This window comes from Streptomyces sp. NPDC094143 (assembly GCF_040303825.1).
Lineage (GTDB): Bacteria > Actinomycetota > Actinomycetes > Streptomycetales > Streptomycetaceae > Streptomyces.
Genome location: NZ_JBEOTZ010000009.1, coordinates 24,325 through 46,241, shown reverse-complemented (window position 1 = coordinate 46,241; position 21,917 = coordinate 24,325). Strand labels below are relative to the sequence as shown.

The following is a 21,917-nucleotide window of genomic DNA, read 5'->3' as shown; positions in this document are numbered from 1 at the left end:
TCTCCGTATACGGAGACCGCCCGTATGCAGGTGGTCTCTGTGCGCAGGTGGTCTCCGTATGCGGGCGTCCGGTGGCGCGGCGAGAATGAAGGACGCCGGGACTCGCGGTGCGTCCTCGCGCCGCGTCGGCCGTCCGGCACAGGGAGGTACTTCATGACCACCGCCGGAGACATCATGCACCGCGGCGTCCAGTGGATCCCCGCGCACGAGACCCTCGACCGCGCCGCCGAGCTCATGCGCGAGCTGAACGTCGGCGCCCTGCCCATCAGTGACGAGAACGAGCGGCTCTGCGGCATCCTCACCGACCGCGACATCGTCGTCGGTTGCGTCGCCCTGGGTCACGACCCCGCCAGGGTCACCGCGGGCGAGATGGCCAAGGGCACGCCCCGCTGGATCGACGCGGACGCCGATGTCAGCGAGGTGCTGCGCGAGATGCGCGAGCACCAAATCCGCCGCCTGCCCGTGATCCAGGACAAGCGCCTGGTCGGCATGATCAGCGAATCCGACCTGGCCCGGCGCCTGGCCGACGACCAGATCGCCTCCTTCGCCGAGGGTGTCTACGCCAGGAACACGACCACGGCCTGATCCCGCGCGCCCCTGCGGTGGGGCACGGCCCGCGTCAGAGCCAGCCGGTGCGCCGGAACATCCGGTACAGCGACAGACACGCCACGGATATGACGCCGATGACCATGCCGTAGCCGTACCGCCAGTGCAGCTCCGGCATGTGGTCGAAGTTCATGCCGTACACCCCGCAGACCATCGTCGGCACGGCGATGATCGCGGCCCACGCCGTGATCTTCCGCATGTCCTCGTTCTGTGCGACGGTGACCTGCGCGAGATGTGCCTGCAGGATGGAGTTGAGGAGCTCGTCGAACGCGGCGATCTGCTCCTTCGCCCGCAGCAGGTGGTCCGAGACGTCGCGGAAGTACGCCTGTATCTCGGGGTCGACCACGCGGATCGGCCGGGTGGCGAGATCCTCCAGCGGCCGGCTGAGCGGCACCACCGCCCGCTTCAGTTCGAGCAGTTCACGCTTGAGCTGGTAGATGCGGCCCGGGTCGGCCCGCGCGCCGTCCTGCGCGAACACGTCCGTCTCGACCTGCTCGATGTCCAGCTGCACCGAATCCGTGACGGTCAGATAGTCGTCGACCACGTGGTCCGCGATCGCGTGCAGCACCGCGGAAGGGCCCTTGGCGAGCTGCTGCGGGTCGGACTCCAGCTCCTCGCGCAGCGGACCCAGCGAGCCGTGCCGGCCGTGCCGCACCGTGATCACGAAGTCGTGGCCGACGAACACCATGATCTCACCGGTGTCCACCACCTCGCTGGTGGCCGTGAGCTCCTCGTGCTCGACGTAGCAGACCGTCTTGAACACCGCGAACAGCGTCTCGCCGTAGCGCTCCAGCTTGGGGCGCTGATGGGCCTCGACGGCGTCCTCGACGGCCAGCGGGTGCAGGTCGAAAAGCTCGGCGATGCCCGCGAACTCCCGGTCGGTCGGCTCGTGCAGGCCGAGCCAGACGAAGCCCTCCCGGTGCTTGCGCACCCGCTCCACCACGTCCACCAGATCGCCGCGCATGGGGGTGCGGACACCGTCCCGGTACGCCACGCAGTTCACCACCGAGGAACCCAGCGGGGAGCGGGCCGGGTGGCTCAGGTCGACGCGCGGACGCCGCCGGGCCAGCCGAGCCACCCTGCGCAGGCCGCCGACCCCGCCGAGGCTCGTGACCTTCCGCAGATTCCCTGCCATGGACATCCGGATCTCCTTGCGTGGAACCCCTCGCGCCGTCCCTGCGCCCTGGCCCGCCAGTCTGCCAGGCCCGGATGAGCTGCGGGTAAGCCTGTGGAAACGGCCCGTTCCGCTTGGTTCCCGGCTGTGGACGAACGGCGCGCCGGGGGTGACGCCCTGACGCATCGGCGCCTGCCGGCGCCGGGTGGTTCTGCGGGGCGGGCGGAGGAGGTTCTGTGAGGCACGCTGGACAGGTTCTGGGGGATAAGTAGGACAACTGGGATAATCGGCGCATGACGCGAACCGATGGGTACCTTCTCGACCCCCGGCAGACCGAGGAGGCCGAGCACTTCAGCGCCTTCGCCGCCCTCTTCGACCCGACGACGTTCCGGCATCTGGAGACGCTCGGCGTCGGATCCGGCTGGCGCTGCTGGGAGGTCGGGGCCGGCACGACCGTGGTGTCCTGGCTGGCGAAGAAGGTCGGCCCGACCGGACGCGTCGTCGCGACCGACACCGACACCGCGCGGCTGGCCTCCGCGGCCCGGCCGCCCGTCGAGGTGCGCGCCCACGAACTCGGGTCGCACGAGCCGCCGGGGGAGGGCTTCGACCTGGTGCACGCCCGTCTCGCCCTCGTCCACGTCACCGACCGGGAGCGGGCCTTGCGGTCCATGGTCCGGGCCCTGTGCCCCGGCGGCCGCCTCCTCGTCGAGGACGCCGACCCCGGACTCCAGCCCTTGTTGTGCCCCGACGAGTCCGGCCCCGAGCAGCAGCTCGCGAACCGGCTGCGGAGCGGTTTCCGCAAGCTGCTCGCCGACCGCGGCACGCAACTGCCCTGCGGCCGCACCCTGCCCCGCATGCTGCGCGACGCCGGTCTGACCCGAGTCCACGCCGACGCCTACTTCCCCCTCGCCTCTCCGGCCTGCGCGGCCCTGGAGTCCGTCACGATCCGCCAGATCCGCGACCAGCTGGTCGCGGCCGGGCTCGCCACGGACCAGGAGATCGACCGGCACCTCGCGAACGTCACGTCCGGCGCGCTCGATCTGACGACCCCGCCCATGATCTCGGCGTGGGGGCGCCGGGGGTAGCCGTCAGGGACGCGAGGGCCGAAGCAGGACCCAGAGGTCCAGGACAACCAGTCGCATCAGTGACCCAGGGCGCACCGTCACTCCGGCACAGGCGGTCGGCCACCCATCCGTTCCACCGCCCGCGCACCGGCCCGGCAGCCCTCCGCCGCCGCGGCCTCCGGGTCGGCGCCCGCGAGCAGGGCGGCGAGAAACGCGCCGGTGAAGGCGTCTCCGGCGCCGGTGGTGTCCCGCGGCCTCGCCGGCACGGCCGGAACGCGGGCGCACACCCTCCCCGCACGCGCCACCAGCGCTCCGTCGCACCCCTGCTTGGCGACCACGAGTGGAACGCGCAGGCTCAGCGCGGCCGCCGCGTCGGCCGCGTCGGTGATTCCCGTCAGCAGACAGGCCTCGTCCCGGCTGGGCAGCAGTACGTCCACGCCCTCGACGAGCTCCAGGAACCGCCCGGCGCCGAGCTGTCCCAGGAACCCGGCCGAGGCAGGGTCCAGACTCACCGGCACGCCACGCGTGCGTGCCGCCTTCAGGGCCACGGTCGCCAGTGCGCGACTCGATTCCGCGAACAGGAGATATCCCGACAGGTGGAGCCGGGCCACGCCGTCGAGCAGCGCGTCCGACCAGTCGGCGGGTTCGAGCCGCAGGGACGCGCCGCTGTCGGTGAGGAACGTCCGCTCCGCCGAAGCGCCCTCGTCGACCAGGCAGATCACCGTGCCGGTCGGTGCCCGCGGGTCCACCACGAGGCGCGGACGCACGCCCTGCGCAGCCAGTTCCCGCTGGTGCCAGGCAGCCGCCTCCACTCCGACCCGCCCGAGCAGCCGCACGTCCGCGGCACCTTGGTGCGCGGCCCAGCACGCCACGTTCGCGCCCGCACCGCCCGGCACCGTCCGGATGACGGCGGCCGTGTCGGTACCGGCGGCGAGCGGCGTCCGATGCCGCGCGACGACATCCGTGACGACGTCCCCGACGACGAGCAACGCCCGGGCCTCCATCGAGCCCGCGCCGTCCAGCGATCCCGCGCCCTCCCGCGCGCCGGCACCGGCCGACGCGGAGCCCGCTGCGGCACTGCCCATCGGGACCACGCTGTCCGTCGGGCTCACGCCGCCTGTCGGGCTCACGCCGTCTGTCGGGCTCACGGCGTTCGCTGAGCCCACGCTGCCCATCGGGCTCACGGCGTCCGCTGAGCCCACGCTGCCCATCGGGCCGGCGCCGGCCGATGCGGAGCCCGCTTCGGCATCCCCCATCGAACCAGCACCGTCCCCGGCGGAGCCCGCTCCGGCACCACCCCCGGACCCGCCCTCGCCCCCGCTCATCCCCGCGCCCGGGCCGCCGCGATCCGCGCCGCCAGGCGGACATTGCCGCGCACCGCCGCCAGGTTGGCGCTCAGGGAAGCGCCGTCGGTGTGCCGCACCAGATAGTCGAGCAGGAACGGCGTGACGGCCTGGCCGGTGATCCCCTCCGCCTCGCACGCGTGGAGCGCGTCCGCGAGCACGCGTGCGTGCAGGTCCGGATCGAGCTGTTCCTCCTCGGGAACGGGGTTGGCGACGATCAGCGCCGACTCGGGACCGGCGAGCGCGTCCTGGGCCCGCATGACGTCCGCCACCTGCTCCGGCGTGTCCAGCGTCCAGTCCACCGGATGCCCCGAGTCGGACAGGTAGAAGCCGGGGAACCGGTCCGTGCCGTACCCGGCCACCGCGACGCCGAGCGTCTCCAGCCGCTGCAGGGTCGCCGGCACGTCCAGGATCGACTTCACCCCGGCACACACCACCGTGATCCGCGTCCGGGCGAGCAGGCCCAGGTCGGCCGACTCGTCCTGCGTCACCGTCCACTCCCGGTGCACCCCACCGAGCCCACCCGTCGCGAACACCCGTACCCCGGCCAACGCCGCCAGCAGCGCCGTCGCCGACACCGTCGTCGCCCCGCTCGCCCCGGAGGCCACCGCGAGCGGCAGGTCGCGATGGCCCAGCTTGCGGATGCCGTCCTCGTTCGCGACCCGCTCCAGCTGCTCCTTGTCCAGCCCGACATGGGGCCGCCCGTCGAGTACGGCGATCGTCGCGGGCACCGCGCCCTCCTGCCGCACGGCCGTCTCCAGCTCCACCGCCACCTGGAGGTTGCGAGGCCGCGGCAGCCCGTGGGCGATGATCGTGGACTCCAGCGCCACCACGGGCCGACCCGCGTCGAGCGCCTCCCGCACCTCTTCGGACACCACCAGCACCACGCGCCTGCCTCCTGTCAGTCGGCCAGTCGGTCTCCCCTCATCTCTGGCGGGCGGCACACCGGGCCAAACCCTTGCGGCCCGTCGGACACCCCACGAGCCTGAGGTGCATGACGGACCACACAGCACGTCTCGACCACGTCGTCCTCTGGGTGCGCGACCCGCTCGCCGCCGCCGACTTCTACGAGCAGGCCGTCGGCATGGAGCCGCTCAGGCTCACCGAGTTCGCCGCAGGCGAGGTTCCGTTCCCGTCCGTGCGCGTCAACGACGAGACGATCCTCGATCTCATGCCGCTGACCTTCGCCGCACGCATGACGATGCTGCCCGGCGCCGCGGACAGCGCCGGGCACCCCGTGAACCACGTCTGCCTGTCCCTGTCCCGCGGCGACTTCGACGCGCTCCTCAGCCGTCTCCAGGAACGCTTGGTGCCGGTGTCGGACCTCTCGTACGACTCCTTCGGGGCCCGGGGCAAGGCCACCCGCAGCTTCTACTTCCGCGACCTGGACGGCAACGTCTTCGAGGCACGGCACTACGACTGAGGGGCCACCTCAGAACAGCGGCTCCGGCAGCACCCCTTCCAGGGCAAGCAGCTTCCGCTTGGTCTCCAGCCCGCCCCCGAACCCGCCGATGCCGCCGCCGCTCTCGACGACCCGGTGGCAGGGCACGACCACCGGCAGCGGATTGGCCCCCATCGCCATGCCCACGGCCTGCGCGGCGCCCGGCTGCCCGACCCGCCCGGCGAGATCGCCGTACCCCACGACCGAGCCGTACGGCACACCGGCGGCGAGCGCGCGCAGGACCTGCCGGTTGAAGCCGGAGATCAGCGACCAGTCCAGTGGCAGGTCGAAGTCCCGGCGCACACCGGCGAAGTACGCCTCCACCTGGCGTATCGCCTCGGCCAGCAGCGGGGAACCGGGTGCCTCGACGGGCTCGGTGCCGAACCGCGACGCCAGCCGCTCGACCGCCCGGGCCCGCACCGCGTCCGTGGCATGGAACACGACGTTGACCAGGCCGTCCTTCGTCGCGGCCAGCAGCAGCGGACCGATCGCGCTGCCGACCACGGCCCACACGACCCGCTGTTCGCGCTGCTCCTGACTGTCCATGCGCCCACGGTACGACCCACCACCGACAACGCCGTCCCGTCGGCCGCGGCTCACCCGCCGAACCACACAGATCACCGCCGTGACGACCGGGCGACCACCAAACCACCGGTCACCCGCGGACGCGGCCGGTCACCCGCCCGCCCAGCCGCTCACCCCCCAACGGCCTTCCGGACCACGTCCGGCCGGTTCGTGATGATCCCGTCGACGCCGTACGCGGCGACCCGACGGGCCGTCGCCGCGTCGTCGACCGTCCAGGTGAAGACCTCCAACGGTCTGCCGTGCGGTCCCGTGAACGCGTGGACGGACGAGACGTACGCCAGCGTGAGCGAACCGTGCGACGGATTGATCTGGTCGGCGTAGCCGGCCAGGCCCGGCAGGTCCGACACGGGCGGCGTCCCGAGGAGCCCCGTCCTCACCCCGGGCTTCAGCGCGTGCACCGTCCGCACGCTGTCCGCACTGAAGCTCTGCACGATCAGCCGGCCCGCCCGGTGCGACCGGTCGAGCCAGCCCTCGTTGCTGAGGACCTTCAGGGTCTGCCGCTCGATGCCCGGATACAACTCAGGATTCTTGATCTCCAGCAGCAGCTTCTGGTGATGGAACTCGACGCGGCGCACGAACTGCTCCAGCGTCGGCACGCGCGCGCCCGCGTAGGCGGGGCCGAACCAGCTGCCCGCGTCCAGCCGGGCGATCTCCGCTGCGGTGAAGTCCCTCACCTTCCAGGGAGCCCGGCCGGGGAAGACCTCCTCGACGTCCGTGGTACGCCGCAGGTTGTCGTCGTGGAGCACGACCAGCTCGCCGTCCCTGGTCCGCTGGACGTCGTTCTCCACCCAGCGGATGCCCAGCTCCGCCGCCTTGTCCACCGCGGCCAGCGTGTTCTCGGGCGCGTACGCGGAGGCACCCCGGTGGGCGATGACACGGGGCGGGCCGCCACCGTCGGTGGCGGCCCGGGCGGGGGAGACGGGGAAGAGGAGGGCGGCGGTCCCCAGGAGCGCGGTGGTCGAGGCGGCAACGGCGCGCGCGTGCATGCGTACTCCTCGCGTCGAACGATCATCGGCGTCATCACGGACAGCTCAACTCTGACAGCAGAGGGTCAACGCGGGAGAGGTACAGGATGGCCACACGTTGAATGGAGGTGACCCAACTCCGCTCACTGGTAGCGCACAACTGGGGCGGGGCCGTGTTTCTTTGCCGGAAAGTCGTTCGACCATTCCGGTGGGGGTCATACTCTCTGCGTCGACCCTGACCGCTCGTGCGGTCCTGGGAGGGGGCGCACATCAGGTATTCCGGGACGCAAAGGGCGGGAAGGGCAGCCGCGCATGCAGGGCACGGTCGACGGATTCAGCTACGGCCTGGTCACACCCCTGGTCGCCTACCTCATGGCCTGCCTCGGCGGCGCCCTGGGGCTGCGCTGCACCACCAGATCCATGCTCGTCGCCCAGTCCTGGCGCCCCGGCTGGCTCGCCCTCGGCTCGGCCGCCATCGGCTCCGGCATATGGACCATGCACTTCATCGCCATGATGGGCTTCACGGTCCGCGGGACGCCGATCCACTACGACAAGGCGATGACCTTCGCGAGCCTGGCCGTCGCGATCGTGATGGTGGGCGTCGGGATCTTCATCGTCGGCTACAAGGGCGCCCGCGGAACGGCCCTGTTCACCGGGGGCACGATCACCGGCCTGGGCATCGCCTCGATGCACTACCTCGGCATGGCGAGCATGAGCCTGGACGGGACGTTCGAGTACAACACCCTCACCGTCGGCGCCTCCGTCGTGATCGCCGTGTGCGCCGCCACCGCGGCCCTGTGGGCGGCCGGCCAGGTCCGGGGCCTGCTGTGGAGCGTCGGCGCCAGCCTCGTCATGGGGCTCGCCGTCAGCGGCATGCACTACACCGGGATGGCAGCCCTCGACGTCCACCTCCACGGCACGGCCGAGCCCGCCACGGGAGAGTCGCCCGCCACCCTGCTCGCCCCCATGCTGATCGGCCCCCTCGCCTTCCTCCTGCTCGCGGGCGTCGTGGTGATGTTCGACCCGCTGATGGTCATGGGAAAGCCCGCCGTCGCCCTCGTCGAGCACAAGCCCGGCATCCCCGCCCGCACGCACCACACCGTCCACCACAACCCGGACCGCCTGCGGTTCCGCCCCCGCCGCCCCGTGCGGCACCAGGGCCCCCGCACCCCACAGAAACGCTGATCAGAGCCGGTTGTCAGTGGGAGGTCGTACGGTGGAACCCATGCGGCCCGTTTCCCAGATCGAACGCACGGTGGCGCCCTTCGAGGTCGTCAGCCCCTACCAGCCCAGCGGCGACCAGCCGGCGGCCATCGCCGAGCTCGCCCGGCGCATCCAGGCGGGCGAGAAGGACGTCGTCCTGCTCGGCGCGACCGGCACCGGCAAGTCCGCCACCACCGCGTGGATGATCGAAAAGCTTCAGCGCCCCACACTCGTGATGGCGCCGAACAAGACGCTGGCCGCCCAGCTGGCGAACGAGTTCCGCGAGCTGCTGCCGAACAACGCCGTCGAGTACTTCGTCTCGTACTACGACTACTACCAGCCCGAGGCCTACGTCCCGCAGTCGGACACCTACATCGAGAAGGACTCCTCGATCAACGAGGAGGTGGAGCGGCTGCGGCACTCCGCGACCAACTCGCTGCTCACCCGCCGCGACGTCGTCGTGGTCGCCTCGGTCTCCTGCATCTACGGCCTCGGCACCCCACAGGAGTACGTGGACCGCATGGTCCCCCTCCGGGTCGGCGAGGAGATCGACCGGGACGACCTGCTGCGCCGCTTCGTGGACATCCAGTACACGCGCAACGACATGGCCTTCACCCGCGGAACCTTCCGGGTCCGCGGCGACACCATCGAGATCTTCCCGGTCTACGAGGAGCTCGCCGTCCGCATCGAGATGTTCGGCGACGAGATCGAGGCGCTCTCCACCCTGCACCCGCTCACCGGCGAGATCATCAGCGACGACCAGCAGCTGTACGTCTTCCCGGCCTCCCACTACGTCGCGGGCCCCGAGCGCCTGGAGCGGGCCGTCAACGACATCGAGAAGGAGCTGGGCGAGCGCCTGGCGGAGCTGGAGAAGCAGGGCAAGCTTCTGGAGGCCCAGCGGCTGCGCATGCGCACCACCTACGACATCGAGATGCTCCGCCAGATCGGCACCTGCTCCGGCGTGGAGAACTACTCGATGCACTTCGACGGCCGCCTGCCCGGCTCCCCGCCCAACACGCTGCTGGACTACTTCCCGGACGACTTCCTCCTGGTGATCGACGAGTCGCACGTCACCGTGCCGCAGATCGGCGCCATGTACGAGGGTGACGCCTCCCGCAAGCGCACCCTCGTCGACCACGGCTTCCGGCTGCCCTCCGCCCTGGACAACCGCCCCCTGAGGTGGGAGGAGTTCCAGGAGCGCATCGGCCAGACGGTCTACCTGTCGGCCACCCCGGGCACCTACGAGATGTCCCGCGCGGACGGCTACGTCGAGCAGATCATCCGCCCCACCGGCCTCGTCGACCCGCAGGTCGTCGTCAAGCCCACCGAGGGCCAGATCGACGACCTGGTGCACGAGATCCGCCAGCGCACCGAGAGGGACGAGCGCGTCCTGGTCACCACGCTCACCAAGAAGATGGCCGAGGACCTCACGGACTACTTCCTGGAGCTCGGCATCCAGGTGCGCTACCTGCACAGCGACGTCGACACCCTCCGCCGCGTCGAGCTCCTGCGCGAGCTGCGCGCCGGCGAGTACGACGTGCTCGTCGGCATCAATCTCCTGCGTGAGGGCCTCGACCTGCCCGAGGTGTCCCTGGTGGCGATCCTGGACGCCGACAAGGAGGGCTTCCTGCGCTCCGGCACGTCCCTGATCCAGACCATCGGCCGCGCCGCGCGCAACGTCTCCGGCCAGGTCCACATGTACGCCGACAAGATCACCCCGGCGATGGAGAAGGCCATTGACGAGACCAACCGGCGCCGGGAGAAGCAGATCGCTTACAACACGGAGAAGGGCATCGACCCCCAGCCCCTCCGCAAGAAGATCAACGACATCGTCGCCCAGATCGCCCGCGAGGACATCGACACCGAGCAGCTGCTCGGCTCGGGCTACCGCAAGTCCAGGAAGGACGGCGGCGGCACCAAGGCGCCCGTGCCCTCCCTCGGCAAGGCGGGCGAGTCGGCCAAGCCCGCCAGGGGCAAGGGCAAGGCCGAGGAGACGGTGCCCACCGACCGCCCCGCGGCCGAACTCGCCGAGCAGATCGAGGAACTCACCACGCGGATGCGGGCCGCCGCCGCGGACCTGCAGTTCGAGATCGCGGCCCGGCTGCGCGACGAAGTGTCCGAGATGAAGAAGGAACTGCGCCAGATGAAGGAGGCAGGTCTGGCCTGACAACGCACCGCGCACGCGCTGTGTTGCAAGACCGACACAAAGTGCGGACCGGGGTGGGGCGCTGTCAGTGCCCCTGCGTAAGGTGCTGGTCAACCGCGATGCGCGGCAACAGGGGACGTTCGAGAGGGGAATCGGCGCGTGACCGTCAACATGACCAAGGGTCAGGCCATCAGTCTGCAGAAGAACGACGGGGGCAGCCTGAACGCGGTGCGCATGGGTCTCGGCTGGCAGGCGGCTCCCCGGCGCGGCCTGTTCGGCTCGCGCACGCGAGAGATCGACCTCGACGCCTCCGCCGTGCTGTTCGCCGACAAGCAGCCGGTCGACGTGGTCTTCTTCCGCCACCTGGTGAGCGACGACGGCTCGGTCCGCCACACCGGTGACAACCTCGTCGGCGGTGTCGGCCAGGGCGGCGACGACGAGGCGATCCTCGTCGACCTCGCGCGGGTCCCGGTCCACATCGACCAGATCGTCTTCACCGTGAACTCCTTCACGGGCCAGACGTTCCAGGAGGTGCAGAACGCGTTCTGCCGCCTCGTCGACGAGACCAACGGCCAGGAGCTCGCCCGCTACACGCTGGCCGGCGGCGGCCAGTACACGGCCCAGATCATGGCCAAGGTGCACCGCTCGGGCGCGGGCTGGACGATGACGGCCCTGGGCAACCCGGCCAACGGCCGCACCTTCCAGGACCTGATGCCGGCGATCCTGCCGGTGCTCTGAGAGCACCCGGGACCGGCGGGGGGACCGCGGGCCCGGCGGGCAGCACACGACACCACACAACGACACAGGGGGACGAAGGCGATGACGGCCGAGCTGGTGCGAGGGCAGAACCACCCGCTCTCCCAGGCCCGTCTCGAGATACGGATCTCGGCCGGCACGCCGATCGTGGCCGCGGCCGCGCTCAGCGACCAGAACGGCCGGATCCACGGCGTGGAGTGGGTCGCCCACCCGGGCGCGCCCACCCAGCCGGGTCTCGAGGTCTCCCGGCAGGCCGCCGCGGACCACCGCCTCGCGGTGGACCTGGACGCCATGCCCGAGACCGTCCACCGGGTCGGCGTGCTGCTCGCCCTGCCCACCGGCGGGGCGGGCCCGGTCCGCTTCGGCTCCGTAGCCGCCCCGTTCGTCGCCGTCACCGGCCTGGACGGCGCCGAGATCGCCAGCTACACCATCCATGGCCTGGACGCCGAGTCGGCCGTCGTCGCCCTGGAGCTCTACCGACGCCAGGGCGGCTGGAAGGTGCGCGCCGTCGGCCAGGGCTACGCGGGCGGTCTCGCCGAACTCCTCTGCGACCAGGGCCTGGCACAGGCGCAGCAGCTCGCCGGCAGCGTCAACGAGGCGGTGGCCCGGGGGCTGGCCCGCTCGGTGCAGGCACCTCCCCCGCGCACGGCGGAAGGTGACCGCTCCCGGCAGGCCGCGGCTCCGGCCCTCGGCCCGGACCAGGGCGGCACCGCCCCCCAGCCCGGTCCCGTCCCGCCGGTCTCCCCGTACGGAGGCCAGACGTCCGGGGAACCTGGGCAGACTGCCCCCCAGCCGCCGTCCTGTCCCGGCGCCGCGCCGGACCCGAGCGCCGTCACCCAGCCGTCCGCGTCCGCCTCCGCGCCCACCGCGGGCGGACCGATCGACTACAGCCACCCGCGCCGGCGGAACTCCGCGCCGCCCCCGCCGCCGCCCGCCGCGCCCCCGGCCGCGCCCGGGCAGCCCGCCCGGCCGGTCGCGGGCGACGCGACCGGCTGGTCCATGGAGGAGCGGCTCTACAACCAGGTGTGGGGCATGTTCGAGGACCTCGCCCGCACCACGGCCGCCTACCGCAGCGCCGTCGACTTCGCCGAGTCCCGCATGGACAAGGAGCTGGAACAGGTACTGTCCGACCCGCGCAGCCGGATCGGCGGGCAGGGCGACGCCGCCCGCGAGGCGGCCCGCGCCCGGTACGCCCAGCTCGTCGAGCAGGCCCGGGAGGCCCTCGACCGGGACCTCGTCCAGCTGCAGGCCGAGGCCGACGTCGTCGAACCGGCCCTGCCGCCGGCGTACGCGCGGTGGGACAACCCGGTGTGGCACGCCTACCGGGTGCCGATGGAGATCCCCATGGCCCTGCGCCTGGGCGATCTGCACCTCCCCGAGGCCGAGCGGATCCACATTCCCATGCTGGTCCGGCTGCCCCTGGAGCGCGGCCTGTGGATCGACAGCGGTCGCACCGTGTCGTCCGACGGATCGTTCGCCGACGCCCACTCCCTGGGACGCCTCGCGATGGAGACGGCGGTCGCGCACGCGGCGCGGCTGCTCGCCGTCTACCCGGCGGGCGAGTTCACCGTCCACGTCATCGACCCGGCCGGTTCCGGGGCACAGCCGCTGGCACCTCTGGTGCGGACCGGTGTGCTCGCGGCCCCGCCCGCCCTCGGCGCGGCGGGCGTGACGGACGTGCTGACGCGGCTCACCCAGCGGGTCGACCTGGTGCAGATGGCGGTCCGGGGCGGCGCCGCGGACGCCCTCCCGCCGGGCTTCGACACCGCTCAGCAGCTGTTGATCGTCAACGACTTCCCGCACGGCTTCGACGACCGGGCCGTGAACCAGCTGCGCTACCTCGCGGACGAGGGCCCCGCCTTCGGCGTCCATCTGATGATGGTGGCCGACCGCGAGGAGTCCTCCGGGTACGGGCCGTTGCTCGACCCGTTGTGGCGTTCCCTGCTGCGACTGACCCCGGTGGCCGACGACCACCTCGCCGACCCGTGGGTCGGCCACGCCTGGACGTACGAGCCGTCGCTCGTGCCGCCCGGCAGCCAGGTTCTCCACCAAGTGCTCGCGCAGGTCGCGGCCGCTCGTACCAAGTATGCGTAAAGCCCGCTGACCAGGGTTTTTGGTCTTTCTTTTGCCAAGCGCTTTACCTGTTCTTGGTGATTGGGTACTGTTGAGGGCACGGAGGGGAGTACTCCCTGTCTGCTGCGGCGTACCCGTCAATACGGAACAGGTCGGTAGAGATCGGACCTGGGCCCGGGGCGTCGGCCCATCTCTGGGTGGAAGAGACCTCCGGCAGCTACGACGCTGACATTTGCCGTTACGACTGCCGGAGGCGCAGTGGATGTTTCCATGACCCTATGGGTCCTGACGATCGTGGGCCTGGCCGCCCTCATCGCGGTCGACTTCTTCATCGGCCGCAAGCCGCACGACGTGTCGATCAAGGAAGCCGGCATCTGGACGGTCGTCTGGATCGTCCTCGCCGTGCTCTTCGGGCTCGGCCTGCTGGTGTTCGCCGGCGGCCAGCCGGCCGGTGAGTTCTTCGCGGGCTTCATCACCGAGAAGTCGCTGAGCGTCGACAACCTCTTCGTCTTCGTCCTGATCATGGCGAAGTTCGCGGTGCCCACGCAGTACCAGCAGCGCGTCCTGCTGGTCGGCGTCCTCATCGCCCTGGTCCTGCGCGCGATCTTCATCGCCGCCGGTGCCGCGATCCTCGCCAGCTTCTCGTGGGTGTTCTACCTCTTCGGCGCCTTCCTCATCTATACCGCCTGGAAGCTCATCCAGGAGGCCCGCGCTGACGAGGAGGACGAGGAGTGGGAGGAGAACAAGCTCCTCAAGGCCGTCGAGCGTCGCTTCGGCGTGGCCGACCGCTACCACGGCACCAAGCTGTGGATCCAGCAGAACGGCAAGAGGGTCATGACCCCGATGCTGGTCGTGATGCTCGCGATCGGCATGACGGACGTGCTGTTCGCTCTCGACTCCATCCCCGCGATCTTCGGCCTGACCCAGGACCCGTACATCGTCTTCACCGCCAACGCGTTCGCCCTGATGGGTCTGCGCCAGCTGTACTTCCTCATCGGTGGCCTGCTCAAGAAGCTGGTGCACCTGAGCTACGGCCTGTCGATCATCCTGGGCTTCATCGGCGTCAAGCTGGTACTGCACGCGCTGCACGAGTCCGGGGTGCACGTCCCCGAGATCAGCATTCCGGTCTCCCTCGGCGTGATCTGCGCCGTCCTGATCGTCACCACGATCACCAGCCTCATGGCTTCCAAGAAGCAGGCGGCTGCCGAGGCGGCGCAGGGGCAGGGCGGAAGCACTCCGAAGGACAGCATCGACGTCTGACCACGTCGGACGCAGGGCGACCCTCACCCGGACCGGTGCTCGGCAATTGCCGAGCACCGGTCCCGGTGCTTGCTTGGTCCTGAGCGCGTTCCCCGGCCCGGGGGCGCCACGGCCGGCGGGAGATGCCATGAAGTTCGTTCAGATCATCGACTTCGAGACCGAGCGCCTGGACGAGATGGAGCAGATCTTCGAAGAGGCCGGGCAGCGTAGCGCCGGACGTTCGGGCGGCCCCACTCACCGGATGCTCCTGAAGGACCGCGACAACCCCAACCGCTACTTGGCCCTCATCGAGTTCGACTCGTACGAGGAGGCCATGCGCAACAGCGAAGACCCCGAGACCGGCAGGATGGCGGAGCGGCTGGGCGCGCTCTGCATCGGCGACCGGGTCTACACCAACTGCGACGTCCTGGACACCCGCGACCTCGCGTAGGACGCCCCGCGAGTGACGGAGCCCGCACGACCGGAGTGCGGGGCTCCGTCACCTCTGGGACGATCACTGCATGATCGCTCGGCGCCGGCCGCTCGCGGCACAGTGGACGACCCTGGTGCCCCTGCTCGCCGCCGTGCTGCTGGTGTTCACCTGGGGGCGCGATCTGCCCGGCCCGGTCGTCGCGCTGGTGACACTGGTCCTCGCGGGAGCCGTCCTGGCCGCTGTACACCACGCCGAGGTGGTGGCCCACCGGGTCGGCGAACCGTTCGGTTCCCTCGTCCTCGCCATCGCCGTCACGATCATCGAGGTCGCCCTCATCGTCACCCTGATGGCCGACGGCGGGGACAAGAGCTCGACGCTGGCCCGCGACACGGTCTTCGCGGCGGTGATGATCACCTGCAACGGCATCGTCGGACTGTGCCTCCTGGTCGCCTCACTGCGGCACGGCACGGCCGTCTTCAACCCCGAGGGCACCGGCGCCGCCCTCGCGACCGTCGCCACCCTGGCCACGCTCAGCCTGGTCCTGCCGACGTTCACCACCAGCAAGCCGGGCCCGGAGTTCTCCACGGTCCAGCTGACCTTCGCGGCGCTGTCCTCGCTGGTGCTGTACGGCCTCTTCGTCACGACGCAGACCGTGCGGCACCGGGACTACTTCCTGCCGATCACCCGGCACGGCGAGGTGATCACCGCGGAGGCCCACGCCGAGGCGCCGACCGCCCGCACCGCCTCGATCAGCCTGGGTCTGCTGGGCCTGGCGCTGATCGGCGTCGTCGGCCTGGCCAAAGGGGTGTCGCCCACCATCGAGTCCGGGGTGGAGGCCGCCGGTCTGCACCACGCCGTCGTCGGTGTGATCATCGCGCTGCTGGTTCTCCTGCCGGAGACCATCGCCGCCCTGCGCTCGGCCCGCCGCGACCGTGTCCAGACCAGCCTGAACCTCGCCCTCGGTTCGGCGATGGCCAGCATCGGCCTGACCATCCCCGCGGTCGCGCTCGCCTCGCTCTGGCTCTCCGGCCCGCTGGTCCTCGGCCTCGGCGCCACGCACATGGTGCTGCTCGCCCTGACGGTGGTGGTCGCCTCGCTGACGGTCGTACCCGGCCGGGCCACGCCACTCCAGGGCGGTGTCCACCTGGTGCTGTTCGCGGCGTACCTGGAGCTGGCGATCAACCCGTGAGCGGGTTGCGTAAACGCTTGCGCGAGCGATTGCGCAAGCGTTTACGCAACCGGCCGGCCGTCCACCACCCTTACCAACACCTTCCCGGCGCCACCCCCGGCTCAAGCCGCCTCCGCAGCCGCCCCCACCGGCACCGGCCGCGTCTCCGGAAGCATCGCGAAGCACGCCAGGCTGCACAGCGCGATCACCGTCAGGTACGCGGCCACACCCCAGGGCACGCGCCCGCCCTGTTCGGCGAGGGCCGTGGCGACGATCGGGGTGAGCGCGCCACCGAGGACCCCGCCGAGGTTGTAGCCGACGGCGGCGCCGGTGCAGCGCACCCGCGGCTCGTAGAGCTCCGGCAGGTACGCGGCGATCACGGCGAACATCGTGATGAACGAGAGCATCGCGCCGAGGAAGCCGAGGAACATCGGCAGCGGCGCGCCGGTGGCCAGCAGCGCGACCATGGGGAACATCCACAGGGCCGCGGCCGCGCACCCGATCAGGCACAGGGGCCGCCGTCCGTAGCGGTCCCCGAGCAACGCCACCAGGGGTGTGAGCGCGCCCTTCACGACCACCGCGCCCATGATGCAGGTCAGCATGACACCGCGGCTGACACCGAGCCGCTCCGTGCCGTAGGCGAGGGACCAGGTCGTCACGGCGTAGAAGATGGCGTAGCCGATGGCGAGGGCGCCGCCGGTCAGCAGGAGCAGGCGCCAGTGGTGGCGTACGACCTCGACCAGCGGCACGCGTGCGTGGTCGTCGAGTTCCAGGAAGCTCGGGCTCTCGGTGAGCGACGAGCGCAGCCACAGCCCCACCACGGCCAGCACCCCCGCCGCCCAGAACGGCACCCGCCACCCCCACGCGGCGAACTGCGCCTCGGACAGTGCCGAGGACAGGCCCAGAACCACCCCGTTGGCGAGCAGGAAGCCCAGCGCGGGACCGACCTGCGGGAAGCTCGACCACAGCCCGCGCCGCCCGGCGGGCGCGTGCTCCACCGTCAGCAGCACCGCCCCGCCCCACTCCCCGCCGAGCCCCAGCCCCTGCAGGAAACGCAGCACCAGGAGCAGCAGGGGAGCGGCCACGCCGATCGTGTCGTAGGTCGGCACGCAGCCCACCGCGACGGTGGACGCGCCGGTCAGCAGCAGGGAGGCGACGAGGACCGGCCGCCGCCCGCGCCGGTCGCCGATGTGCCCGAACAGCACCGACCCGAGCGGCCGGGCCACGAAGCCCACGCCGAAGGTGGCGAAGGCGGCCAGCGTCCCCGCCACCGGCGAGAAGGTCGGGAAGAACAGCGGCCCCAGGATCAGGGCCGCCGCGGTGCCGTAGACGAAGAAGTCGTAGAACTCGATGGCCGTTCCGGCGAGTGAGGCGGCCGCGAGGCGCGGCATGGAGGGTGCCTTTACGGTGCGTACGTCGTGCATGCCGCGTCAACTACCCACGGTGACGGGCGGTTACGGGGGCGCGCGGAGGCCGCGCAGGGCTCGGGGGCCTCAGTACATGACCGTGATGCGCCGGGCCGGTCCGTCCACGCGCACGGTGCCTCCGTAGGGGATCACCAGTTGCGGGTCGGTGTGCCCGAAGTCCACGTCGAAGACGATCGTGGTGCCGGGCGCGTAGGTCCGCATGGCGCGCAGGACGGCCTCGCGCTGTTCGCAGGCGTAACGGGCGGATTCCTGCGGGCTGTTGCGGCGTTCCAGGGACCAGGTCTTCGCACGGCCCATCAGCAGGGCGGAGAAGCGCCGGAGCAGGCCGCGCTCGCCCATGCTCCGGATCGTGCGGTACACCTCCGTGGCGCTCGGCATGTCCTCGGAGGTCTCCAGCAACAGGACACCGCCGTCGTACACGGACAGGTCGTGCGCGACCTCCCGGTCGGCCATCAGCAGTCCTCCGAGGATCTCCAGGCAGCCGCCCCAACTGCGCCCCTCCACCACCCGGTCGGGGTTCACCCAGGTCCAGCCGGTGCCGGGACGGGTCTCCGGCTCGGCCTCAAAGGTCGCCGGGTCGGCCCAGTCGCGGTCGACGTCCCGCCACCGCTCGGCGGGCCTCAACTCGTACGGGCCCGACGTGAACAGGGCCGCCCGCAGGGACTCGGCGGTCTGCGGATGCATGGCCCCGGGGCGGCCCAGCTCGCACATGACGCTGCCGCCGTGGTAGCCGACGATGCCGCTGTTGCGCAGGAACGCCAGCAGGTTGGTGTTGTCGCTCATCCCGAAGAACGGCTTCGGGTTCGCCCGGAACACCTCACGGTCCAGGTGCGGCAGCACGGTCATCTGGTCGTCCCCGCCGATCGACGCGATGACCGCCTTGATGTCCGGGTCGGCGAACGCGGCGTGGAGGTCGGCGGCCCGCTCCCGGGGTGTGGAACCCATCCGGCGGGTCGCCGGATACTCGACCGGCTCCAGCCCGTACTTCTCGCGCAGCCGCTTCAGACCCAACTCGTAGGGGAGCGGGAAGAGGCCCGGCAGACCGGACGAGGGCGAGAGCACGGCGATGCGGTCGCCGGGCGACGGCTTGGGCGGATAGGCAGGGCTCGTCATGCCCGGAGGCTACGGCCCGGCGGGCTGTCGGCGCACCGTGATAAACCGGCTGTGAGCAGCGGTCCGTCACGGGCCGCCCGACCCCGACCGGACCGGAGGAACCGTGCCCCGCACCCTGGCCAACGCCCCGATCATGATCCTCAACGGCCCCAACCTGAACCTGCTCGGCCAGCGCCAGCCGGAGATCTACGGCTCCGACACCCTCGCCGACGTCGAGGCCCTGTGCGCCGAGGCGGCCGCCGCGCACGGTGGCACGGTGGACCTGAGGCAGTCCAACCACGAGGGCGAGTTGGTGGACTGGATCCACGAGGCACGGCTGAACCACTGCGGGATCGTGATCAACCCGGGCGCCTACTCGCACACCTCGGTCGCCATCCTGGACGCTCTCAACACGTGTGACGGCATGCCCGTCATCGAGGTCCACATCTCCAACATCCACCGGCGGGAGTCCTTCCGCCACCACTCCTACGTCTCGCTGCGCGCCGACGGCGTCATCGCCGGATGCGGAGTCCAGGGGTACGTGTTCGGCGTGGAGCGCGTCGCGGCACTGGCGGCGGCCGGCCAGGCGGAGGCGTAAGGACCGACTGCCTGGCGTGCGGCCCTTACAACCGCCCCGATTCCACGATCCGCCGCAGGAACTGCCGGGTGCGCTCCCGCCGAGGCGCTTGGAAGACCTGCTCGGCGGTGCCGCGTTCCAGCACCACGCCGCCCTCCAGGAAGCACACCTGGTCGGCGACGTCCCGGGCGAAGCCCATCTCGTGCGTGGCCAGCACCATGGTCATGCCCTCGTCCTTCAGGCCGCGCACGACGGTGAGGACCTCGCCCACCAGCTCGGGGTCGAGGGCGGCGGTGATCTCGTCCAGGAGCAGCAGCCGGGGGCGTACGGCCAGGGCGCGGACGATCGCCACGCGCTGCTGCTGGCCTCCGCTCAGCCGGTCCGGGTACTCGCCCGCCTTCCCGCCGAGCCCCAGCCGCTCCAGCAGCTCACGCGCGCGTGCCTCGGCCTCGGCACGGGACAGCCCGTGCACCCGGCGGGGAGCGAGCGTGATGTTCTCCAGGACGGTCATGTGCGGAAACAGGTTGTACGCCTGGAAGACCACACCGATCCGGCGGCGGACGGCGTCCTGGTCGGCGCGCGGATCGGTGATCTCCTCACCGTCCAGCCAGATCGCGCCGTCGTCGATCTCCTCCAGCAGGTTGGCGCACCGCAGCAGCGTGGACTTGCCGGAGCCGGAGGCACCGATCAGCGCGGTCACCGTGTGCGGGGCGACCTCCAGGTCGACGTCCCGCAGCACGACCGAACCGCCGAAGCTCTTGCGGACCGACTCCATCCGCAGCACGGGCGTCCCGCTCATGCGACTCCTCCCTGCGCCCGACGACGGTCCATGCGTGCCGTCACCCAGTCCGTGAAGCGGGTCATGGGGATGGTCAGCGCGACGAAGACCAGGCCGGCGACGATGTACGGCGTGTAGTTGAGGCTGCGCCCGACGATGATGTCGGCGGCCCGCACGGCGTCCACCGCCCCGCCGATCGATACCAGCCCGGTGTCCTTCTGCAGCGACACCAGGTCGTTGAGCAGCGGCGGCACCTGGCGGCGCACCGCCTGCGGCAGCACCACGTACCGCAGCGCCTGCCGGTTGCTGAGCCCGAGCGAACGGGCCGCGGCGCGCTGCGAAGGGTGGACGGACTCGATGCCGGCCCGGAACACCTCGGCGACGTACGCCGAGTAGGTCAGGGTGAGCGCGGTGCCGCCGAGGATCACCGGGTCGACGGTCACCCCCTGGAGCCGCAGCGCCGGGACGCCGAGGACGACGATCATCAGGTTGATGATGAGCGGCAGTCCCCGGAAGAAATCGGTGTACGCGGCGGCCAGGAACCGCAACGGGAAGAACACCGGGCCGCGCAGCGTCCGGGCGACGGCGATCAGCATGCCGAGGACGAGCACCGCGGCCCCGCAGACCAGCAGCAGCCGGATGTTCAGCCACAGTCCTTCGAGGACCTTGGGGAACGCCTCGCGTGCATACCCCCAGTCGGAGAAGGTCTCCCTGGTGCGCGGCCAGCCCGGGGCGTTGACGACGACCAGGTAGAGGACGGCCCCGGTGACCAGCGTCGACACCGCGCCGATCGCCGTGGCGCGCCGGGCGCGGCCGCGCCGGTGACGCTCACGCTCCAGGCGCCGCTCGGAGGGGACGTAACCGTCGTGCCCGGAGCCCGTGCTGAGCTCCTTGTCGTCCACCGTCACTTGAGCACCGGCGCGTCGACGGCATCCGACAGCCACTGCTTCTCGATCCTCCCGAGCGTGCCGTCCTCACGCAGCGCGTCCACCGCTCGCGAGACGCAGGAGGTGAGCGCGCTGCCCTTGTCGAGGACGAGGCCGAACTGCTCCGCCGTGCCGCCCCGGTGCTCGAACTGGCCGACGATCCTGGCGTCCGTCACCTCGGCCCCGGTCATGAAGAAGGCGGTCGGCAGGTCCACGACGATGGCGTCGACCTGGCCGTTCTTCAGGGCGGACTTGGCCTGGTCGTTCTTGCCGTACACCGCGGGCGCCCGCGTGGGCCGCACCACGTCGTTGATGTAGTCGAGGCTCGTGGTGCCGACCTGGGCACCCAGCTTCACGCCCTTCAGATCGGCGACGCTCTTCGCCTTCGCCGCCTCGGAGCTCTTCAGCGCGACGACGGCCTGTCGCACGTCGTAGTAGCCGGACGAGAAGTCCACGGCCTTCTCGCGCTCGTCGCTGATGGACACCTGGTTGATGTCGAAGTCGAACGTCTTGTCGCCGGGCGCGAAGGCCTTGTTGAACGGCACGGTCTGCCAGACGACCTTGTCCTTGCCGTACCCGAGCCGCTCGGCGACGGCGTAGGCCACCGCCGACTCGAACCCCTTGCCGCCGGCCGGATCGTCGTCCTTGAACCAGGGCTCGTAGGCGGGCTCGTCGGTCGCGATCGTGAGCCTGCCCGGTGTCTCGGTGGCCAGCTTGCCTTTGTCGCAGGCGCTGGAGGCCGATGCCGACGGCTTGCCCGAGCTCTCCGGCTGCGGAGCGCAGCTCACGGCGGCGGCTAGGAGAACGACGGCGGCGGTGCGGCGCAGGGCTCGCTGGGCAGGGCGCATGGCGGGAGAGTGACAGCCGACGATCCTGTTTGTCGAGGTCACGGCAACAGATGTCCGGATAGTGGGAACGGGTGTTGCGGCCGTGTGAACTGCTCCCGCCGCACGCCGCGTCCGGCAGTGGGCGCCGCCTCAC

The 21,917-nt window shown here is 71.2% G+C and carries 21 protein-coding genes; 11 read left to right on the top strand and 10 right to left on the bottom strand.

Translation table 11 applies throughout. The annotated features are described in order from the left end of the window. Window positions 1-153 precede the first annotated feature (153 nt). Window positions 154-585 carry a CBS domain-containing protein gene (locus tag ABTZ58_RS14255; RefSeq protein WP_351355166.1) on the top strand — a complete coding sequence of 144 codons (432 nt, stop codon included), beginning with the start codon at window positions 154-156 and terminating at the stop codon, window positions 583-585. A gap of 34 nt (window positions 586-619) precedes the next feature. On the opposite strand, the gene ABTZ58_RS14250 is transcribed toward ABTZ58_RS14255, so the two are convergent. After that, window positions 620-1,747 carry a magnesium and cobalt transport protein CorA gene (locus tag ABTZ58_RS14250; protein ID WP_351355164.1) on the bottom strand — a complete coding sequence of 376 codons (1,128 nt, stop codon included), beginning with the start codon at window positions 1,745-1,747 and terminating at the stop codon, window positions 620-622. A gap of 266 nt (window positions 1,748-2,013) precedes the next feature. On the opposite strand from ABTZ58_RS14250, the gene ABTZ58_RS14245 reads away from it, so the two are divergent. Beyond that, a complete protein-coding gene (locus tag ABTZ58_RS14245) occupies window positions 2,014-2,805 on the top strand; it encodes a methyltransferase domain-containing protein (protein WP_351355161.1) in 792 nt (263 codons plus the stop codon). A gap of 77 nt (window positions 2,806-2,882) precedes the next feature. On the opposite strand, the gene ABTZ58_RS14240 is transcribed toward ABTZ58_RS14245, so the two are convergent. Together ABTZ58_RS14240 and ABTZ58_RS14235 are read right to left on the bottom strand one after the other, a co-directional pair. Continuing rightward, a complete protein-coding gene (locus tag ABTZ58_RS14240; protein ID WP_351355620.1) occupies window positions 2,883-3,788 on the bottom strand; it encodes a carbohydrate kinase family protein in 906 nt (301 codons plus the stop codon). A 317-nt stretch (window positions 3,789-4,105) separates the two neighbouring features. Beyond that, window positions 4,106-5,014 (bottom strand): pseudouridine-5'-phosphate glycosidase, encoded by a 909-nt coding sequence (locus ABTZ58_RS14235; RefSeq protein WP_351355158.1) that lies wholly within the window; start codon window positions 5,012-5,014, stop codon window positions 4,106-4,108. Window positions 5,015-5,121: 107 nt separating this feature from the next. Here ABTZ58_RS14235 and ABTZ58_RS14230 point away from each other — a divergent pair, with 107 nt between their 5' ends. Next, window positions 5,122-5,550, top strand: a complete 429-nt coding sequence (locus tag ABTZ58_RS14230) for a VOC family protein (protein WP_351355155.1) — start codon at window positions 5,122-5,124, stop codon at window positions 5,548-5,550. 9 nt (window positions 5,551-5,559) lie between these two features. Here the strand turns inward: ABTZ58_RS14230 and ABTZ58_RS14225 are convergent, their stop codons facing one another. Both ABTZ58_RS14225 and ABTZ58_RS14220 read right to left on the bottom strand, forming a co-directional pair. Further along, on the bottom strand, window positions 5,560-6,114 hold the full coding sequence (locus ABTZ58_RS14225; RefSeq protein WP_351355152.1) for a methylated-DNA--[protein]-cysteine S-methyltransferase: 555 nt from the start codon (window positions 6,112-6,114) through the stop codon (window positions 5,560-5,562). Window positions 6,115-6,263: 149 nt separating this feature from the next. Further along, on the bottom strand, window positions 6,264-7,139 hold the full coding sequence (locus ABTZ58_RS14220; protein ID WP_351355149.1) for a glycerophosphodiester phosphodiesterase: 876 nt from the start codon (window positions 7,137-7,139) through the stop codon (window positions 6,264-6,266). A gap of 291 nt (window positions 7,140-7,430) precedes the next feature. Between ABTZ58_RS14220 and ABTZ58_RS14215 the strand changes: the two genes are divergently transcribed. From ABTZ58_RS14215 to ABTZ58_RS14185, 7 genes are all read left to right on the top strand, one after another. Beyond that, window positions 7,431-8,303: an MHYT domain-containing protein gene (locus ABTZ58_RS14215; RefSeq protein WP_351355146.1), complete on the top strand. Its 873-nt coding sequence runs from the start codon at window positions 7,431-7,433 to the stop codon at window positions 8,301-8,303. 40 nt (window positions 8,304-8,343) lie between these two features. Beyond that, window positions 8,344-10,488 carry an excinuclease ABC subunit UvrB gene (gene uvrB / locus ABTZ58_RS14210; protein ID WP_351355143.1) on the top strand — a complete coding sequence of 715 codons (2,145 nt, stop codon included), beginning with the start codon at window positions 8,344-8,346 and terminating at the stop codon, window positions 10,486-10,488. Between the two features lie 138 nt (window positions 10,489-10,626). Then, window positions 10,627-11,205, top strand: coding sequence for a TerD family protein (locus tag ABTZ58_RS14205; protein ID WP_351355140.1), 579 nt, complete (start codon window positions 10,627-10,629; stop codon window positions 11,203-11,205). An 81-nt stretch (window positions 11,206-11,286) separates the two neighbouring features. Then, window positions 11,287-13,317, top strand: coding sequence for a TerD family protein (locus ABTZ58_RS14200; RefSeq protein ID WP_351355137.1), 2,031 nt, complete (start codon window positions 11,287-11,289; stop codon window positions 13,315-13,317). A gap of 237 nt (window positions 13,318-13,554) precedes the next feature. Beyond that, a complete protein-coding gene (locus ABTZ58_RS14195; protein WP_351355134.1) occupies window positions 13,555-14,556 on the top strand; it encodes a TerC family protein in 1,002 nt (333 codons plus the stop codon). Window positions 14,557-14,683: 127 nt separating this feature from the next. Then, entirely contained in the window at window positions 14,684-14,986 is a 303-nt protein-coding gene (locus ABTZ58_RS14190) for a hypothetical protein (protein ID WP_351355131.1), read from the top strand. Between the two features lie 70 nt (window positions 14,987-15,056). Further along, window positions 15,057-16,157 carry a calcium:cation antiporter gene (locus ABTZ58_RS14185; protein WP_351355128.1) on the top strand — a complete coding sequence of 367 codons (1,101 nt, stop codon included), beginning with the start codon at window positions 15,057-15,059 and terminating at the stop codon, window positions 16,155-16,157. 101 nt (window positions 16,158-16,258) lie between these two features. Here ABTZ58_RS14185 and ABTZ58_RS14180 read toward each other — a convergent pair whose 3' ends face one another. Together ABTZ58_RS14180 and ABTZ58_RS14175 are read right to left on the bottom strand one after the other, a co-directional pair. Next, window positions 16,259-17,527, bottom strand: a complete 1,269-nt coding sequence (locus ABTZ58_RS14180; protein ID WP_351355125.1) for an MFS transporter — start codon at window positions 17,525-17,527, stop codon at window positions 16,259-16,261. Between the two features lie 102 nt (window positions 17,528-17,629). Further along, window positions 17,630-18,676 (bottom strand): S66 family peptidase, encoded by a 1,047-nt coding sequence (locus ABTZ58_RS14175; protein WP_351355122.1) that lies wholly within the window; start codon window positions 18,674-18,676, stop codon window positions 17,630-17,632. Between the two features lie 103 nt (window positions 18,677-18,779). On the opposite strand from ABTZ58_RS14175, the gene aroQ reads away from it, so the two are divergent. Then, window positions 18,780-19,253 (top strand): type II 3-dehydroquinate dehydratase, encoded by a 474-nt coding sequence (aroQ, locus tag ABTZ58_RS14170; protein ID WP_309094729.1) that lies wholly within the window; start codon window positions 18,780-18,782, stop codon window positions 19,251-19,253. Window positions 19,254-19,278: 25 nt separating this feature from the next. Here the strand turns inward: aroQ and ABTZ58_RS14165 are convergent, their stop codons facing one another. The 3 genes from ABTZ58_RS14165 to ABTZ58_RS14155 are packed head-to-tail and all read right to left on the bottom strand — an operon-like array spanning window position 19,279 to window position 21,784. Further along, a complete protein-coding gene (locus ABTZ58_RS14165) occupies window positions 19,279-20,031 on the bottom strand; it encodes an amino acid ABC transporter ATP-binding protein (RefSeq protein ID WP_351355119.1) in 753 nt (250 codons plus the stop codon). Further along, the gene (locus ABTZ58_RS14160) at window positions 20,028-20,918 is read right to left on the bottom strand and encodes an amino acid ABC transporter permease (protein WP_351355116.1); all 891 of its coding nucleotides are present in this window, start codon (window positions 20,916-20,918) and stop codon (window positions 20,028-20,030) included. Before ABTZ58_RS14160 ends, ABTZ58_RS14165 begins: the two co-directional genes overlap by 4 nt. Next, window positions 20,915-21,784: an ABC transporter substrate-binding protein gene (locus ABTZ58_RS14155; protein WP_351355113.1), complete on the bottom strand. Its 870-nt coding sequence runs from the start codon at window positions 21,782-21,784 to the stop codon at window positions 20,915-20,917. Before ABTZ58_RS14155 ends, ABTZ58_RS14160 begins: the two co-directional genes overlap by 4 nt. Between the last annotated feature and the right edge of the window lie 133 nt (window positions 21,785-21,917).